Raw genomic sequence first — 15,895 nt, forward strand, 5'->3', positions numbered from 1 at the left:
CAATCACCTGGAGCCCTTCTCCGCAAGACGGCGCGCGATGTCAATCAAGTCCTTTGCCATGTTCAGCGTCGGGTCGTCACTGGAGTGGAATTCCCGGATCATGTGCGCGCCTTTGCGCCCATATCCGACAGCCGCCCATGCGTCGGCCCTGTTCGAATTAACGACCGTGAATCTACTCCGAAGCCGGAACGTTTCGTCACCGTAATAGCGCGCCTCCGCGCCGGCCCTCACGAGCTTACGGCTCATCTCGTTAGCTCTCGGCATAACCAGCACCAGGGATCGCTCCGCAGCCTTCTTCATGAGCATCTCGTACGCTTCGCCTGACACCCAGCTCAGGTCGTTGGATGAAACGACGCACTGGCCATCGAACTTCGTGAGATTCGCCATGTACTTCCGGATGCGTTCGTTGCGTTTCTTCCCCTTGTACGCAATAGGCCGCAACCGCACGGCAGCGATCACTTCCCACAGCGCTAGCGAGATGGCGACCGCCACGACGACCACGACCAGGACGGCCTTCCAGGGTGTCATGAGCAGTTCTTCCAGAGAGCCAGCCAACAGCACTGTCAGCACGATAGCGGCAACCGCTGAGAGTTGCGCGAGGATGGTCCTAATCACGAGCCAATGCTATAGCCACGGCCATGTCCTACTACGCCGAACGGCGGATCCGGACGCTAGTTCCCTGGCGCTGGCGCGAGCTGCCATCCACGTCCGGATCGTGGAGAACAGTAGCCAGACGGCACCGCCAGTGGATGGCAGACGGGAACTGGGCCGAGGCCCTCCGACTGCTCTCACAGAGTGAAGGCGACGGTTAGTTCAGCGCTGACCCGACGCCGTGAGCTCCTCGACTGTCGGGATCCGAATATAGAGACAGGCCGATTTATGAGTCAGAAAGTTGACCCGGCAGTACAGCTTCGCGTGAACACGAGACATACCCCGAGGAGTGTCAGCGCGTCCGCGCGCCCCGCTCGTGCAGCAAAGTCGCGACATCCACCCGGTCGAGTTTCGCGTACAGGGCCGAGCCGCCACGCGCCCAAGAACACCCGCAAGTTGGGCTCCTGGCCCCTTTGAAACATTAGATCGGAACGCGAGTCCTGATCTTCGGTGAGAGCAGATGAACCAAAACCCCTGGAATTACGGGGTTTTTACACGTTGAACCTAAACTCGACCACGTCGCCATCCTTCATGACGTAGTCCTTGCCCTCGAGGCGAGCCTTGCCCTTGGAGCGGGCTTCGGCGACGGAGCCGGTCTCGACGAGATCCTCGAAGGAGATGACCTCGGCCTTGATAAAGCCCTTTTCGAAGTCGGTGTGGATGACACCGGCCGCCTGCGGAGCCTTCGATCCCTTGGGGATCGTCCAAGCGCGCGCTTCCTTGGGCCCGGCAGTCAGGTAGGTCTGCAGACCGAGGGTGTCGAACCCGATGCGGGCGAGCTGGTCGAGACCAGACTCATCCTGACCGGTCGATGCAAGCAACTCCGCGGCATCTTCCGGATCGAGGTCGATCAGCTCCGATTCGATCTTCGCGTCGAGGAAAATCGCCTTGGCGGGCGCAACAAGAGCAGCGAGCTCCTCCTTGCGCGCAGCATCCGTCAACACAGCCTCGTCAACGTTGAAGACGAAGATGACCGGCTTCGCAGTAAGCAGGCCCAGTTCCTTGACGGGCTCGAGGTCGATGCCGCTCGTCGAGAGGAGAGTGCCGCGCTCAAGAGCATCCTTCACGGCATTCGCGGTCTCGAGCACGACGGGCTCTACCTTCTTGCCGCGCACCTCTTTCTCGAGGCGGACGATCGCCTTCTCGACAGTCTGAAGGTCCGCGAGCATGAGCTCAGCGTTGATGGTCTCCATGTCGGATGCCGGATTCACCGTGCCCTCGACGTGCACGACATCACCGTCAGCGAAGCCACGCACGACCTGGGCGATGGCATCCGCCTCACGAATGTTCGCGAGGAACTGGTTACCCAGCCCCTCCCCTTCGCTCGCGCCGCGCACGATGCCGGCAATATCGACGAACGACACCGCGGCCGGAAGGATACGCTCGCTGCCGAAGATCTCAGCCAGCTTATTCAGTCGCGAATCGGGCAGGTTCACCACTCCGATATTCGGCTCGATCGTCGCAAACGGGTAGTTCGCCGCGAGCACGTCGTTCTTGGTGAGTGCGTTGAAGAGAGTCGACTTGCCGACGTTGGGCAAGCCCACGATTCCGATAGTTAGAGCCACGGGATACGAGTCTACCGGGCGCGGATGCCAGCACCTGAGTCCTCGGCGTTGTGCGGGGCTCCGCGACGCAGCGTTGGGCGGAGAACGCAGCGTTGGGCGGAGAAACTCAAGCGGATCCTCCGCCCGAGCGTGCGTTCTCCGCCCATGCGTGCGACGCAACTCCCCCCCGTCGCCCCCAAGCGTGCGCCGCAACTCCCCCCGTCGCGCCCAAGCGTGCGCCGCAACTCCCGCGCTTCGCGGCGAGTCTGACCCCACAGCGGCACCCCGGGAGAGAAGGTGAACAGGTGCCCTTGGATTTCACCGCAATCGACTTCGAGACGGCGAATTCCTCTCCCGCCTCAGCCTGCTCCGTCGGACTCGTCCGCGTTCGAGATGGCGAGGTCGTTGCCACCGCAGACTGGCTAATTCGTCCGCCGGCAGGCCACGATGAGTTCCAGGAGTGGAACATCAAGATCCACGGCATCCATCCGCACGATGTTGCGGAAGCCGCCACCTGGCCTGAGCAGTTCGACCGCCTCTGCAATTTCGCCGGAGCCGACGTGCTCGTCGCGCACAACGCCGGTTTCGACCTCAAAGTACTGCGCACGGCATCCGATGTGACGGACTTGGACTGCCCGCCGTATCGTTCGCTGTGCAGCCTCCAGGTCGCCCGCAAGACCTACGATCTCGAGTCCTATCGCCTGCCGAAGGCTGCGGCCGCGGCCGGTTTCGCCGAGTTCTCGCACCACGATGCGCTGGCGGATGCCCGAGCATGCGCGCAGATAATCATCGACGCGGGACGTCGCGCCGGGGCTGCGGATGTCGACGAACTGGCCACCGCTCTCGGCATCCGCGTGGCCGACGCGCCTGTCGTCGCCCCGCGTGAACGCGCTGCCTGAGCACAACCGTCCGTTCACACGCGACAATGTATTCATGACGAATCCCGCAGGCGCATCTCCCCTCAGCCTCGAAGTCATCGAGGGCACTTTCGATCTCGCGCGTCAGGGCCGCACCGGGCCGCTGGGCGAGATGATCGACGCCGGTGTGCCGATCGATACCCGCAATCCCCGGCAGGACACCCTTCTGATCGTGGCCACGTATGCAGAGCAAACGCACACCGTCGCCGACCTGGTGCGGCGCGGAGCCGATCTGAACGCTACGAACGCGAACGGTCAGACAGCTATCTCCTGCGCGGTCTTCCGCAAGAACGAGACTCTGTTGCGCATGCTATTGGATGCTGGCGCAGATCCGGATGCCGGCGGCCTCTCCGCCGCCGCTATCGCTGAGCAGTTCCAACTCGCAGAAATGCGCTCGATCTTGGACGAGTACGCGGGGCGTTGACGACCGGGATCCCCGCAATGTCCGAGGCCCTCGACATGATGGCCTTATGGATGCTCCACTGATCGTCGTTCTTCTCCTGGCAGCCGTTGCTCTTGGGGCCGTGGCAGGCTGGTTTGCTCGAGCCGCCCGCAGTGCGCGCGAACTCTCGAGCAGTACCGCCGAACTCGCGCGCACCGAGGCCGAACTCCTTGCCGTGCGTGATGATCGAGACCGTCAGTACGACCTGTATCGGGATGCGGTTGAGCACGCCCGCACCGAGCAGCGGGCTGAGGCCGAGCGCGTGCAGCAACAGAATGCAGTGCTTACAGCGCTGGCGCCGGTCCGCGAATCGCTGCAGCAGATGCAGACTAAGGTGACCACGCTCGAGCAGGAGCGCCACGCCCAGTTCGGCTCGCTCGCCGAGCAGTTGCGACGAGCTCAGGAATCCGACGAAGCACTCCGGGCGACGACCGAGTCACTTGCTGGGGCACTGCGCTCCACCGCGACCCGCGGTGTCTGGGGAGAAACGCAGCTACGCCGTGTGGTCGAAGCTGCCGGGCTCACCCGGCACGTCGATTTCGACCTGCAGTCGACGATCTCGTCCGACCGCGGGCAGGGTCGGCCCGACATGGTGATCCGACTGCCCGGAGGCACATCCATCGCCGTCGATGCGAAAGTTCCCCTTGATGCTTATCTCGAAGCGAGCGCCCTGACCGGGAGCAGCGCCGATGAGGCGCAGCGCCAGCGGTACATGCAAAAGCACGTCAGGGCAGTGCGCGCACACATTGATGCTCTCTCGAAGAAGGCGTACTGGTCAGGGCTTGATGCAAGCCCGGAGTTCGTCATCTGCTTCCTGCCCAATGAATCGCTCCTGGCCGCGGCCATCGACGAGGATCCGACGCTTCTGGACTACTCATTCGGCAAGGGAGTAGCGCTGGCGTCACCCGTCAACCTCTGGGCCGTCCTGAAAACAGTTTCTTTCACCTGGACCCAGCAGGAGGTATCGGCGGAGGCTCGCACACTGCTGAACCTCGGCACGCAGCTGTTCGATCGTCTGGGCACCCTCGCCGGGCATGCCGATGACCTCCGTCGGGCACTGGAGCGTACGGTCGACAGTTACAACAAGTTCGCGGGTTCCCTCGAGAGCCGGGTGCTGGTCACCGCGCGCCAGTTCCCCGGTATCGACGCGTCAACGCTCGACGCCACACCGCAGTCGATCACGACCCCGGCGCGCCGATTCACCGCCCCCGAACTCGTCGAAGCAGCACAAAATGCAGAGACTGCGGAGATCGCAGAGACTGCGACAATCGGAGCCGACCTCGGCGCCGTGCGCGCGCGAGCCGACAGAGACTAAGCGCTGTACGGAACCCAGCTGAGCAGCGCGATGACCAGCCCGGAACTCACCACGAAGGCACCGACCATCCACCACGAGCTGAGCTCGTGCCCTTCAGCGCGACGAACGCGGAAGAGCACGTCGGCGCGGCGTGCAGGATCAGCGTGAGCAGGTGTCACGGGAAGAGCCGCGACGGCTGCAGCGCGTGCGGCCTCATCCTGCGGTGAAATGCGCAGAATACGGCCGGTGTTGGTGGTGACCATGTTCGCTGGCACGGACCTGCTCTCGCTCCGCGACTGCTGCGTGGTCATTTGTCACCCTCCCGGACACCGCCATTCTGATGCCCTATCGAGGCGACGAATCCAGGCACCATTGTGCCAGCAAAGCCTGGGAAAGCCGGTAAGACCGCGCGTTCACCAGCACCAGGTCGGTAACGATCGGCCTACAGCCACTTGGAGACGAGGTGCTCCGACGCGATTCGACGCAGTGTTCCAGACGCGCCGCGCAGCACAACAGACTCCGTGTAGACGTAGTTGCCTTCGCGACGAACCCCGGCAACAAGCTGCCCGTCGGTCACACCGGTGGCGACGAAGATCGTGTTGTCGCCCTTCACCAGGCCATCTGCCTCGTACACGTGGTCCATCTGCAGACCCGCATCGATGCCCCGCTGACGCTCGTCATCATCCCGCGGCCAGAGACGCCCCTGGATGTGGCCGCCCAGCGCTTTGATCGCGCAGGCGGTGACGATGCCTTCCGGGCTGCCACCGACGCCCACGCACATGTCCGTACGCGCCCCATGACGTGCTGCATTGATGCCACCGGCGACATCGCCATCGCTCATGAGTCGCGTGCCCGCACCGGCCTCGCGAATTTCCTCGATGAGCCGCTCATGGCGCGGACGATTCAACACCGACACGACGATCTCGTCGACGGGCTTGCCGAGCGCCTTGGCCAGCAGCCGGATGTTCTCGCCGACAGGCAGGCGAATGTCAACGACGCCAACACCTGCTGGGCCGGTGACGAGCTTGTCCATGTAGAAGACGCTGGATGCGTCGAGCATGGTCCCGCGGTCCGAGACCGCGATCACTGACAGCGCATTCTGGCGCCCCGCCGCAGTGAGCGACGTGCCATCGATCGGGTCGACGGCGATGTCACATTCCGGCCCACGACCGGAGCCGACAACCTCGCCATTGAACAGCATGGGAGCGTTATCCTTCTCACCCTCGCCGATCACGACCCGGCCCTGAAAGTTCACGGTGCCGAGGAACGCGCGCATCGCGTCGACAGCTGCACCGTCGGCGGCTTCCTTGTCTCCCCGCCCAATGAAGGGCACGGCACGGATCGATGCCGCCTCAGTCGCCCGCACAAGCTCCAGTGCAAGATTTCGGTCGGGACGCAGCGGGCTCATATCGGCCGTCAGACTCACCATGGGGCAAGCCTAACGATCGTGCCATCTGAAACAGGGGTCTTTCGCCCCGATTTCGATGAAGGAACAGCGATTCTTAACACCTGCGAAGAGTGCCCTCGTTCAACAGGCCGGAGAGCACCCGGCATCCGATGCTCCCCACCGATAGAGTTGAAGCTGTCCCGGCTTCATCTATCGCAGGAGTTTTCATGCCCGTCGCCACTCCGGATCAGTACGCAGAAATGCTCGACCGCGCGAAGGCCGGTGGCTTCGCGTATCCCGCATTCAACGTCTCCAGCTCGCAGACCATCAACTCCGTCCTCCAGGGCCTGACCGAGGCCGGCTCCGACGGCATCATTCAGGTGACCACGGGCGGCGCCGACTACTTCGCCGGCCACACCGTCAAGGCACGCGCCGCAGGCGCGCTTGCTTTCGCTCGCTACGCCACCGAGGTCGCCAAGAACTACCCGGTGACCGTGGCCCTGCACACCGACCACTGCCCGAAGGATGCTCTCGCGGGCTTCGTCGAGCCGCTGATCGCCGCCAGCGAAGAAGAGGTCAAGGCTGGCCGCAATCCGATCTTCCAGTCGCACATGTGGGACGGCTCGGCCGTGCCGCTGGCGGAGAACATCGAGATCGCCAAGGAACTGCTCCCCCGCATGAAGAACATCAACGCGATCCTTGAGGTCGAGATCGGTGTTGTCGGCGGCGAGGAAGACGGTGTCCAGCACGAGGGCTCCAACGACGCCCTCTACACGACGTTCGCCGATGTCGACCAGGCCGTGCAGGCACTGGGCCTCGGCGAACAGGGCCGCTACATCGCAGCGCTCACCTTCGGCAACGTGCACGGTGTGTACAAGCCCGGTGGAGTGAAGCTGCGTCCGGAACTCCTCGGCGAGATCCAGGCTGAGGTCGCAGCCAAGTACAACACGGGTGCGAAGCCGCTTGACCTGGTCTTCCACGGCGGTTCGGGCTCGAGCGACGAGGAGATCGCCCTTGCGGTCGCCAACGGCGTCATCAAGATGAACATCGACACCGACACCCAGTACGCATACACGCGTGCGATTGCGGACTACATGTTCAAGAACTACGACAGCGTCCTGAAGGTCGACGGCGAGGTCGGAAACAAGAAGGTCTACGACCCCCGCGCGTGGGGCAAGGTCGCAGAGGCGGCTATGGCCGCCCGCGTCGTCGAGTCGACCCGTCAGCTCGGCTCGCACGGCCAGTCCCAGAGCTGATACGACATTCGCTGACCGCAGCGAAACACAAGAATGCCCCGGCCGTCAGGCCGGGGCATTCTTCGTACGTGGGGTGTGTCAGCGCCCGCGACGGGCGCGCACCACCCCGATTGCCAGGTCGGCGATGGCATCGACGATCAGCAGAATGCCCACGAAACGGCTGAAGCCGCGGCGTCGGGATGCTGCGACGCCGAGCGCCAGTTCGCCGACGCTGAGCGCTGCGGCCAGGAGACGGTTGCGGCGCAACGCTCCAGCGACGCGAGCCAACGGCCGGTCGCGACGGGTGAGCGGGGTAAACCCGCTCATACCGTCAACCAGAATCTCGCCGAGCGTTGATCCCCAGCCGTCCGGCCCGAAACGCAGCACCTCAAGGTCCGTGTCGGAGGACACGGCTTCGTCGAATACTGCGGCGATGAGATCAGCGGGCACACCGAATGCGGCAAGGAAGGCTTCCTGCCGCGCACGCGTCCCGACCACCCCATCCAGAGCCTCGGGCTGCAGCGCACGATGCGCACCAGCAACGTCCAGCCGCGAGTGCGCAGCGATCTGGACAAGTTCGTCACGACTGCCATCGCCATCGCTGAGCAGCCGACGGCAGATCTCCGCCGTCTCCGGCACCGTGAGCGCTTCCAGATCCATCACCGGCACGGTGTGCCGTTCGGCATCGGGCCAGAACTGATGCACGCCGCCGTTCGTCGTCACCTCGAACCAGTCACCGCCGTCATCCACACGGTTCAACTCGATCACCGGCAGTTCTGCCTTCGCCGCGACGCCCGCGTTGGTCGGATCCTCGGATTCGAAGCGCAGCAACGACCATGAGCCGGACTCGATGTATTCGACATCCAGCCCATTCACTTGCGCGATCAATCGCGCGGCAGACGGTCCGCGGTGCGAGAACACCGAGATGCGAACAGGCGCCGCATCGAATTCTGCTGAGATATCGGATGCTTCGTCGAACGACTCTGTCACGAGAGCATCCGCTTCGCTGTCGTCACACCCACCGTCATCGCAGCCGCCGTCGTCGCAGCATGCATCGTCAGAGTCCTGCAGCCACAACGTCAGACCGGCATCCGCGAATGCCGTGCGCAACTCCCCCGCCGTCAGAGTCGTCGCGATGACGTCTTGATCAGTCAGCGTGAGCACAAAACCGGCGTCGGTGATCGGAATCGCGACGACTGCCTCCTGCTGAGACTCACCCCACGCGGCGTCTGCGTCGATCAATCCGGCCGGCACACGCAGGTGCACGAGCAGCTCTCGAGCTGCTGGGCGGGGATCTGCCCCGTCAGCAGCGTCGACGGATGCGTAGGAGAGTTGAACACCAAAACTGTTTTCGAGCATCATTCGACATTACCGGCTCACGCCATGCGAGCCGGGGTGTTGAAAGCCGTCTACCGTCCGGCCATCCCATCGACATAGGACATGAACGCCGGATCCCCCATCATCGGCACCGCGATGCAGAGCGAAACGATGATCATCGTCACGGCCGCGCCCACCAGCGGCACCCACCAGGTCAACTTCCCGGTGCGCAGACGTTTGAACGACAGCCAGGCGGTCAGCATCCATCCGACCACGAGAACGAAGGCGGCGATGGTCCCCCAGACCTTGGCCTGTGCGAAGTTGGTGAATTCCCCCTCGATGCCGATGATCTCCATACTGTCGTTCATCATCGAACTCAGATCCAAATACGCCACCGTATTGATGATGACGCTGACCAGCCCGTAGGCCACCAGGGCAATGGTGAGGATGCGGTCCCACCGGCGGGGCGCGGTAACAGCCGGCGCCGGCGTCGAGGTCTCCTGGGATGCGGCCGATTCTGCGGTCGGAACTTCATCAACAGCATCCATCGGCGGCAACCCCGCCAACCGGCGTTGCTCCTCCGGAGTCGCATACTCGCCATACTGCGGCCGCTCATCGATCATGCCGCCATGCTAATGCGCGCGGCTTTGATCTGCGTCCAGCCAGCCCCGCCAAAAGCGGCGGCCCCAGAGAAGTGGGGACTCCTCGGGGGCCGCTGGCTTGAGCGCTGGGGACGCTCATGCCGAGACGAAGCAGCGCTGGGGGCGCTATCTCCATCTGAAGACACCGTCAGACGGGTGCCTTCACGAACAGACTAGACAACTGTCCAGGAAAGCGCGAGGGGTTGTTATTCAGATAGTGAAGTCGCTACTCGTATCCAACGCGTCTGCGCCCAGTTGCAGAGACAGTTGCCGCGCCGTGCGCTGCAGTTTACTGATGAGGGCAGCATCCACGACCGCGCTGTCGGCGGGCAGAGAAATAGCGAGCGATGCCGTCAAATTCGGTGCGATGACGGGAACGGCGATGCAGGTACTGCCGATCGAGTACTCCTCCTCGTCCACAACCCACCCTGGTGAGTGCTCCAGCTGCGTCAGAAGCGTACGGCGATCGCTGATCGTCTTGGGCGTCAGCTCCTCCAGCTGGTGCCGAGAGAGGTAGTCCAGGCGGTCTTTCTCTTCGAGATCTGCCAGGATCTGCTTTCCCAGTGCCGTTGCGTGCGCACTGCGGTGCAGACCGACCCACAATTCCACCCGGGGGTTGCTCGTAGCATCCACGATGTCCACCAGATGCACCTCGCCGTCGTCGAAACGCGACAGATATGCCGTTGCTCCGACCTCGTCGGTCACTGCGCGAAGCGCTGCCCGCACGCGAGCGAGGAACACCCCTCGCCCGTCGATCTCATCGCGAAACGCCGGGAAGTGCCGGCCCAGGACCAACCCGTCCGGCTCGGCCGCCAGGTAACCCTCATGGATGAGCGTACGCACCAGGTTGTATGTGGTGCCGATCGTGAGGCCGGTTGCGGCAGCCAACATCTTCGCCGGCAATGGCCGCGGTGCGTTCGCGACGATGTCAACAAGCCGTAGCGCACGCTGCACGGAGCCGATCAATGTCGGTTCGGACTCCTGCGTGTTCACAGCGTCGCTCAGATCATCACGGGGACTCAGTGGCGCGACCACCGAGAGCACGAGCGTCGCGCTTACCGGAGGCATCCTGGCGTAGTTCCTTGGGCAGCGAGAACATCAGATCCTCCTCAGCGGTGCGAACTTCTTCCACGTCGCCGTATCCCGCGCTCTGCAGCGCTTCGAGGACTTCCTCCACGAGGATCTCCGGCACGGAGGCCCCGCTCGTCACTCCCACGGTGGCGACGCCGTCGAGCCATTCCTGCTTAACCTCTTCAGCGTAATCCACACGGTACGCCGCCTTGGCCCCATATTCCAGAGCCACTTCGACCAGGCGCACACTGTTCGATGAGTTCGAGGAACCGACCACGATGACGAGGTCCGCGTCCTTCGCAACCTTCTTGATCGCAACCTGCCGATTCTGGGTGGCGTAGCAGATGTCATCAGACGGCGGATTCTGCAGCTCGGGAAAACGCGTGCGCAGTCGATTCACGGTCTCCATCGTCTCGTCGACGGAGAGTGTCGTCTGCGACAGCCATACGACCTTCGACGGGTCCTTCACCACGACGGTGTCAGCCTCGTCCGGGGAGTTCACAATGGTCACTCGCTCGGGCGCGTGACCGGCGGTGCCCTCGACCTCTTCATGGCCCTCGTGGCCGATCAGGAGGATCTCGAAATCATCGCGAGCGAATCGGACGGCCTCGCGATGCACCTTCGTCACCAGCGGGCAGGTCGCATCGATGGCATGCAATCCACGATCGGATGCTGCGCTGACCACTGCGGGCGAGACGCCGTGCGCGCTGAACACGATGTGCGCGCCTTCTGGCACCTCATCGACCTCTTCGACGAAGATCGCGCCCTTCTCTTCGAGCTCGGTGACGACGTGGATGTTGTGCACGATCTGCTTGCGCACATAGACCGGAGCCCCGTAACGATCGAGAGCCTTCTCGACGGCCACCACGGCCCGGTCGACACCGGCGCAATACCCGCGCGGTGCCGCCAGCAGCACCTTCTTGGGTCCGTCCACCGGGATATCCTGAAGCCGCTTCGCCCGGGAACGAGGGATGCGAGGAATGGGAAGATGTACGGTGGCCTGGGTCACACCTTGATTCTACCGTCGTACAGCGGTGCTGGGCCTGTGCGAGCGCTCAGGCGCATAAGGAGGGAGCAGACCCGATGACGGTCTTCGAAGCATCATCCATGAAAGGCGAGATTCCGCCGGCGGATGCTGTCGCGCCCCGTGACTCGACCGCGGATGCACCGACCTCTGTCGCACGTTTGAACTCAACGATCCGCGACTTCATCGCGCGCTGGAACGTCGTCTGGGTCGAAGGCGAGATCACCTCGTGGAACGTTCGCGGTGGAAACGTGTTCGGTCGCCTCAAAGACACCCAGTCCGATGCGCAGATATCGATCCGCATCTGGTCGAGCGTGCGCGGGCGCATCCCCGCCGACCTCGCCGTGGGCGACCATGTGATCGCAGCTGTCAAAGCCGACTACTTCGTCAAAGCAGGCGATTTCAGCTTTACCGTCTCATCGATGAAGCATGTCGGATTGGGCGATCAGCTCGAACGTCTCGAGAAGTTGCGTGCCCAGCTGCGCCAAGAGGGACTGTTCGACTCGGCCAGGAAGCAGCCTCTTCCCTTCCTTCCTCACGTCATCGGCCTCATCACGGGTGAGAGATCGGATGCCGAGAAGGACGTGCACCGCAACGCCGAGCTGCGCTGGCCGCACGTGCGCTTCCGCACCCAGCACGTCGCTGTTCAGGGCGAACGGTGCGTGCCCGAGGTCCTCGCCGCGCTCGCGACGTTGGATGCCGACCCCGATGTCGATGTCATCATCATCGCCCGCGGCGGCGGAGACCCGCAGACCCTGCTCGGGTTCAGCGATGAACGACTCGTGCGGGCGGTGGCAGCAGCATCCACTCCGGTCGTCTCCGCCATCGGACATGAGAACGATCACCCGCTGCTCGACGATGTAGCGGACCTCCGCGCCTCGACGCCGACCGATGCCGCCAAACGTGTCGTTCCCGACGTGGGCGAGCAGCGCGCGATCATCGCGCAGCTGCGATCGCGTGCCACCTCACGTCTGACGCAACGGGTCTCGCACGACATCACGCAGCTCGAGCAGCTGCGCACCCGTCCGGTGTTGCGCTCGCCTGATCCGATCATCGCCGATCGCGCGCAGGAGTTGTGGCTGCTGCTCTCGCGAGGGCGCGACACGATCACCCGTCAACTCGACCTCGCCGGGCGCAGGACCGGTGAGCTGCGCGCGTCATTGCGCGCGCTCTCGCCAGCGGCGACTCTCGCTCGGGGATACGCCATCGCCCATCTCGATGGCGGCGTGATCGTGCGCGACGCAGCGGATGCTCCCGCCGGCAGCGCACTGACCATCACCGTGGATCGCGGCTCGCTGGCAGCTCGCTCCGAGGGAGAAATCGCCGAGGGCAACACCCCGTCGTAGGATGGAAGGCGTGACTTCGCCGAATGACGCCCCCGTCGAGACTCTGTCATTTGAGGCCGCTCGTGACGAGCTCGTCCGTGTCGTCGCCGAGCTCGAGCAGGGCTCCCCTACCCTTGAGCACTCGCTCGCGCTCTGGGAACGCGGCGAAGCTCTTGCCGCCCGTTGCGAAGAATGGCTGCTGGGCGCCAAGCGCCGCCTCGAGCAGGCACGTACGGCTGCCGCTGATGAGGATGACGCATGAACAAGCCCGCACCCGTCGTCGCTGAGCTCGGACGCCCCGAGACACCGGCGGAGACCGCAGCACGCAAGGCGGAGTTCAGCAAGAAATATCGTGCCAGCCAAACGTTCCGCAATCTGATCGCCGCGCTGATCGCGACAGTGGCAGTGGTCGCTGTCATCGTCTTCGCGGTGCCGCGAGGCGTACCGGCATCCGAGAAGAAGATCGATGTGGCAGGCATCGCCGCCGACGTCGAATCCACCATGCAACGTCCGGCTCTCGTGCCCGAGACGGATGGCTTCTGGCGCGCGAACGCCGCACAGCTCGAGGGTGGCGCAACGGTCACCTGGAAGGTCACCATGGCACCGGCCTCAGAAGACGAGCGCGGGTTCATCAACGTCGTGCAGGCTTTCGAGGCCGACTCATCCTGGGCACCACAGCAGCTGGATGGCACTGCGCCGACCGACACCACGCGGATCGGTGGCTTGGAATGGGATGTGTACGAGCTCGGCGGCGCCACCGAGAGCAATGTCTCCTACGCGATCGGCACGCAGGCCGGTGAAGACTACGTGCTGCTCTACGGCGCACGCTCCCCTGAGTCGACGGCTGAGCTCGCCAACTCGTTGATTCCGCAGATCAAAGCGATTGCTGAGGCCTCATGACAGTACTCACCCCGACAGCCGCTTGGCAGGAGATGCTGGACGGAAATCGTCGATTCGTCGCGGGTGAGCCGCGGCATCCGAATCAGGATGTCGAGCGCCGGCATGATCTGGCCCATCAGCAGCATCCGACAGCGACGCTGTTCGGTTGCTCCGACTCGCGACTGGCCGCCGAGATCATCTTCGACAAGGGCCTGGGCGACCTGTTCGTCGTCCGCAACGCCGGGCAGGTCATCGGCGAATCGATCGTCGGCAGCCTCGAGTACGCCGTCGAGATCCTGCAGGTGCCGTTGATCGTCGTGCTTGCCCACGATGAGTGCGGTGCGGTCAGTGCTGCCATCGAGGGGACGGCGATCGACGCAGCGCCCCTCCCGCCGCACATCTGGAAGCTGATCGCGCCGATCATTCCCGCCGCCCGCAAGGTACTCGCGGCCAATGGCGGTACGTCCCCGGCTGACATCGACGCCGAACTGGTCGGCCGCGAGCACCTGCGTAACACCGTCGCGAACCTGCTGCAGTCGTCTGAGCTGATCAGCGACGCCGTCGCCGAGGGCCGCCTCGGCATCGTGGGCGCGAACTACCGTCTTGCTGAGGGCACGGCCGTGCCCGTGATCACAGTGGGAATCGACACGGGGATCGAAGGCGTCCCCGCAACCGAGGAGGCATCGAAGTGACCGATACACACCAGCGCAGCGGCGAGGAATCGCAGAGCTACCGCATCGAACACGACACCATGGGCGAGGTTCGCGTGCCCCTGAACGCGCTCTACAGCGCTCAGACGCAGCGCGCGGTAGAGAACTTCCCGATCTCGGGCACGGGCCTGGAGCCGACCCACATTGCCGCTTTGGCTCGCATCAAGAAGGCCGCAGCCCTGGCGAACAAGGAACTCGGCACCCTGGACGGCGCCATCGCCGACGCGATCGCCGCCGCTGCCGACCAGGTGGCGGCCGGTAAGCACGACGGTGAGTTCCCCGTCGACACCTACCAGACCGGTTCTGGCACCTCATCGAACATGAACATGAACGAGGTGCTGGCAAACCTCGCCTCCAGCATCCTGGGTTCGGCTGTGCACCCGAACGACCATGTGAATGCCTCGCAGTCATCGAACGACGTGTTCCCGACCTCGGTGCACATCGCGGTCACGCAGGTCCTCATCGACACTCTCATCCCGTCGCTCGACCACCTCGCCGTCGCCCTCGAGGCGAAGGCTGAGCTGTGGAAGGATGCCGTCAAGGCCGGGCGCACGCACCTCATGGATGCAACCCCCGTCACCCTCGGTCAGGAGTTCGGCGGCTACGCCCGCCAGATCCGCCTGGGCATCGAGCGCGTGCAGTCCGCCCTCCCCCGCGTCGCCGAGGTTCCCCTCGGTGGCACGGCTGTCGGCACTGGCATCAACACGCCGCTCGGCTTCCCGCAGAAGGTCATCGCGCTCCTCGCCGAAGAGACCGAACTGCCGATCACCGAGGCCAAGGACCACTTCGAGGCTCAGGCCAACCGTGATGGTCTGGTCGAGGCATCCGGTGCGCTTCGCACCATCGCCGTCTCGCTGACGAAGATCAACAACGACCTGCGCTGGATGGGCTCTGGGCCCAACACCGGTCTTGGCGAGTTGCACATTCCTGACCTGCAGCCTGGATCGTCGATCATGCCCGGAAAGGTCAACCCGGTCGTCCCGGAGGCCGTGCTCATGGTGTGCGCTCGGGTCATCGGCAACGATGCGACCGTCGCCTGGGCCGGGGCATCCGGTTCCTTCGAGCTGAACGTCGCCATTCCCGTGATGGGCACCGCTCTGCTGGAGTCGATCCGTCTGCTTTCGAACGCTGTCCGCGTTCTGGCTGACAAGACCATCGACGGCCTGGTTGCCAACACCGAGCGCGCTGCCGCATTCGCCGGTATGAGCCCGTCCATCGTGACGCCGCTGAACAAGATCATCGGTTATGAGGCTGCCGCGAAGATCGCCAAGCACGCTGTCGCCGAAGGCATTACTGTGCGCGAGGCCGTCATCGCCCTCGGGTACGTCGAGCGCGGTGAGATCACCGAGGCTCAGTTGGACGAGAAGCTCGACCTACTGAGCATGACCCACGCCGGCTGACGTTCGTTCGCCTGTTACACCTGTCGGAGCCTGTTGCATCCGTCGGAGGTTTTTTGTG

17 protein-coding genes are annotated in these 15,895 nt (G+C 64.0%); 9 read left to right on the plus strand and 8 right to left on the minus strand.

Annotated features, from left to right (window positions below):
* Positions 1-3 precede the first annotated feature (3 nt).
* Both ACSU1L_RS05485 and ychF read right to left on the minus strand, forming a co-directional pair.
* Positions 4-615, minus strand: a complete 612-nt coding sequence (locus ACSU1L_RS05485; protein WP_439254968.1) for a hypothetical protein — start codon at positions 613-615, stop codon at positions 4-6.
* A gap of 527 nt (positions 616-1,142) precedes the next feature.
* Positions 1,143-2,216 carry a redox-regulated ATPase YchF gene (ychF, locus tag ACSU1L_RS05490; protein ID WP_438253373.1) on the minus strand — a complete coding sequence of 358 codons (1,074 nt, stop codon included), beginning with the start codon at positions 2,214-2,216 and terminating at the stop codon, positions 1,143-1,145.
* Between the two features lie 284 nt (positions 2,217-2,500).
* On the opposite strand from ychF, the gene ACSU1L_RS05495 reads away from it, so the two are divergent.
* From ACSU1L_RS05495 to rmuC, 3 genes are read left to right on the plus strand one after another with little or no spacing between them, the layout of a single operon-like run.
* Entirely contained in the window at positions 2,501-3,094 is a 594-nt protein-coding gene (locus ACSU1L_RS05495) for a 3'-5' exonuclease (RefSeq protein WP_438253372.1), read from the plus strand.
* A gap of 34 nt (positions 3,095-3,128) precedes the next feature.
* A complete protein-coding gene (locus tag ACSU1L_RS05500; protein ID WP_439254969.1) occupies positions 3,129-3,536 on the plus strand; it encodes an ankyrin repeat domain-containing protein in 408 nt (135 codons plus the stop codon).
* Positions 3,537-3,582: 46 nt separating this feature from the next.
* The gene (gene rmuC, locus ACSU1L_RS05505; protein ID WP_439254970.1) at positions 3,583-4,869 is read left to right on the plus strand and encodes a DNA recombination protein RmuC; all 1,287 of its coding nucleotides are present in this window, start codon (positions 3,583-3,585) and stop codon (positions 4,867-4,869) included.
* Here the strand turns inward: rmuC and ACSU1L_RS05510 are convergent.
* Entirely contained in the window at positions 4,866-5,159 is a 294-nt protein-coding gene (locus ACSU1L_RS05510) for a hypothetical protein (RefSeq protein ID WP_439254971.1), read from the minus strand. The genes rmuC and ACSU1L_RS05510 overlap by 4 nt on opposite strands.
* 131 nt (positions 5,160-5,290) lie before the next feature.
* The gene (gene glpX / locus ACSU1L_RS05515; protein WP_438253368.1) at positions 5,291-6,277 is read right to left on the minus strand and encodes a class II fructose-bisphosphatase; all 987 of its coding nucleotides are present in this window, start codon (positions 6,275-6,277) and stop codon (positions 5,291-5,293) included.
* A 185-nt stretch (positions 6,278-6,462) separates the two neighbouring features.
* Between glpX and fbaA the strand changes: the two genes are divergently transcribed.
* On the plus strand, positions 6,463-7,491 hold the full coding sequence (fbaA, locus tag ACSU1L_RS05520) for a class II fructose-bisphosphate aldolase (protein ID WP_439254972.1): 1,029 nt from the start codon (positions 6,463-6,465) through the stop codon (positions 7,489-7,491).
* Positions 7,492-7,569: 78 nt separating this feature from the next.
* Here fbaA and ACSU1L_RS05525 read toward each other — a convergent pair whose 3' ends face one another.
* The 4 genes from ACSU1L_RS05525 to ACSU1L_RS05540 form a co-directional block, all read right to left on the minus strand.
* A complete protein-coding gene (locus ACSU1L_RS05525; protein ID WP_439254973.1) occupies positions 7,570-8,829 on the minus strand; it encodes a hypothetical protein in 1,260 nt (419 codons plus the stop codon).
* A 50-nt stretch (positions 8,830-8,879) separates the two neighbouring features.
* On the minus strand, positions 8,880-9,410 hold the full coding sequence (locus ACSU1L_RS05530; RefSeq protein ID WP_439254974.1) for a DUF6264 family protein: 531 nt from the start codon (positions 9,408-9,410) through the stop codon (positions 8,880-8,882).
* 228 nt (positions 9,411-9,638) lie between these two features.
* Positions 9,639-10,496, minus strand: coding sequence for an IclR family transcriptional regulator (locus ACSU1L_RS05535; RefSeq protein WP_438253364.1), 858 nt, complete (start codon positions 10,494-10,496; stop codon positions 9,639-9,641).
* Positions 10,438-11,433: a 4-hydroxy-3-methylbut-2-enyl diphosphate reductase gene (locus ACSU1L_RS05540; RefSeq protein ID WP_438253697.1), complete on the minus strand. Its 996-nt coding sequence runs from the start codon at positions 11,431-11,433 to the stop codon at positions 10,438-10,440. Before ACSU1L_RS05540 ends, ACSU1L_RS05535 begins: the two co-directional genes overlap by 59 nt.
* Before the next feature lie 149 nt (positions 11,434-11,582).
* Here ACSU1L_RS05540 and xseA point away from each other — a divergent pair, with 149 nt between their 5' ends.
* Genes xseA through ACSU1L_RS05565 form a run of 5 tightly spaced genes read left to right on the plus strand, consistent with a single transcriptional unit; the run spans position 11,583 to position 15,837 of the window.
* Entirely contained in the window at positions 11,583-12,869 is a 1,287-nt protein-coding gene (xseA, locus tag ACSU1L_RS05545) for an exodeoxyribonuclease VII large subunit (protein WP_438253363.1), read from the plus strand.
* Between the two features lies 1 nt (position 12,870).
* Positions 12,871-13,110: an exodeoxyribonuclease VII small subunit gene (locus ACSU1L_RS05550; protein ID WP_438253362.1), complete on the plus strand. Its 240-nt coding sequence runs from the start codon at positions 12,871-12,873 to the stop codon at positions 13,108-13,110.
* Positions 13,107-13,748, plus strand: a complete 642-nt coding sequence (locus tag ACSU1L_RS05555; protein WP_439254975.1) for a DUF4245 family protein — start codon at positions 13,107-13,109, stop codon at positions 13,746-13,748. Before ACSU1L_RS05550 ends, ACSU1L_RS05555 begins: the two co-directional genes overlap by 4 nt.
* Positions 13,745-14,419, plus strand: coding sequence for a carbonic anhydrase (locus ACSU1L_RS05560; RefSeq protein ID WP_438253360.1), 675 nt, complete (start codon positions 13,745-13,747; stop codon positions 14,417-14,419). Before ACSU1L_RS05555 ends, ACSU1L_RS05560 begins: the two co-directional genes overlap by 4 nt.
* Complete coding sequence (locus ACSU1L_RS05565; protein ID WP_439254976.1) at positions 14,416-15,837, plus strand: class II fumarate hydratase; 1,422 nt, start codon at positions 14,416-14,418, stop codon at positions 15,835-15,837. The genes ACSU1L_RS05560 and ACSU1L_RS05565 overlap by 4 nt, the downstream gene beginning before the upstream one ends.
* Positions 15,838-15,895: the final 58 nt, after the last annotated feature.

It is taken from the genome of Microbacterium sp. A94, from assembly GCF_051842855.1.
GTDB lineage: Bacteria > Actinomycetota > Actinomycetes > Actinomycetales > Microbacteriaceae > Microbacterium.